Source organism: Psychrobacter sp. AOP5-GZ1-6 (assembly GCF_052376345.1).
Lineage (GTDB): Bacteria > Pseudomonadota > Gammaproteobacteria > Pseudomonadales > Moraxellaceae > Psychrobacter.
Genome location: NZ_JBQSVP010000293.1, coordinates 1 through 911, shown reverse-complemented (window position 1 = coordinate 911; position 911 = coordinate 1). Strand labels below are relative to the sequence as shown.

The window sequence follows — 911 nt, the reverse complement described above, 5'->3', positions numbered from 1 at the left end:
GCGTACTTCGCGAAAAACAGCCCGTAAAGTACGCTTTTATCAAAGACAATCGTCAGATATTTAGCACCACTACTATGTGCCGTGTATTAAGCGTTAAGCCCTCAAGCTACTACGATTGGCTAAGTCGTGACATCAGCGAACAGCAGGTACACCGCAATCAGTGCGAGCTACTAGTTAAAGCCGCTCACAGTGAAATGAAAGAACGTTATGGCGTAGATCGATTGCATGCTCATCTAAGCAAACAAGGCCACAACATTAGCCTGTATATGGTAAGAAGCATCAAAGAGGAACACGGCATCAAATGCCGTCGTCATAAGCGCTTTAAAGTCACTACTGACTCAAACCACAACAAGCTGGTCTATGACAATGTTTTAGATCAGAGGTTTGACGCTAAGCGTCCTAACGAAGCATGGGTCAGCGACATTACCTATATCTGGACTGCTGAGGGCTGGTTATATTTAGCTGGAGTGAAAGATTTATACACCAAAGAGCTTGTCGGCTACGCTATCAATAAGCGCATGACCGCTGATTTAGTATGCCGTGCACTCAATATGGCAATCAAGAACAAACGACCTACTCAAGGACTGATTGTTCATTCAGATAGAGGTAGCCAATATTGTAGCCATGCGTACCATAAGATTATCGAGCAGCATAAGTTTACAGGCTCAATGAGCGGCAAAGGTAATTGCTATGACAACGCACCTATAGAAAGCTTCTGGGGCGTCTTGAAGAATGAACTAGTATATCATCAAGATTATAAAACGAGGTTTGCAGCCACTAGCGATATCATTGGGTATATTGAGCTGTATTATAATCAGACTAGGATTCAAAAGGGCTTGGGCTATCGAGCGCCAAGACAGGTGTGGTTTGACTACTATCGTCAGGCTGCGTAATTAAAATCTCCCAAGTTT

At 43.6% G+C, this 911-nt stretch carries 1 protein-coding gene; it reads left to right on the top strand.

Annotation, left to right across the window (positions count from 1 at the left end; genetic code table 11):
- A partial coding sequence (locus tag ACT3RN_RS15850) for an IS3 family transposase (RefSeq protein ID WP_444518841.1) occupies positions 1 to 893 on the top strand: 893 nt, incomplete at its 5' end.
- Between the last annotated feature and the right edge of the window lie 18 nt (positions 894 to 911).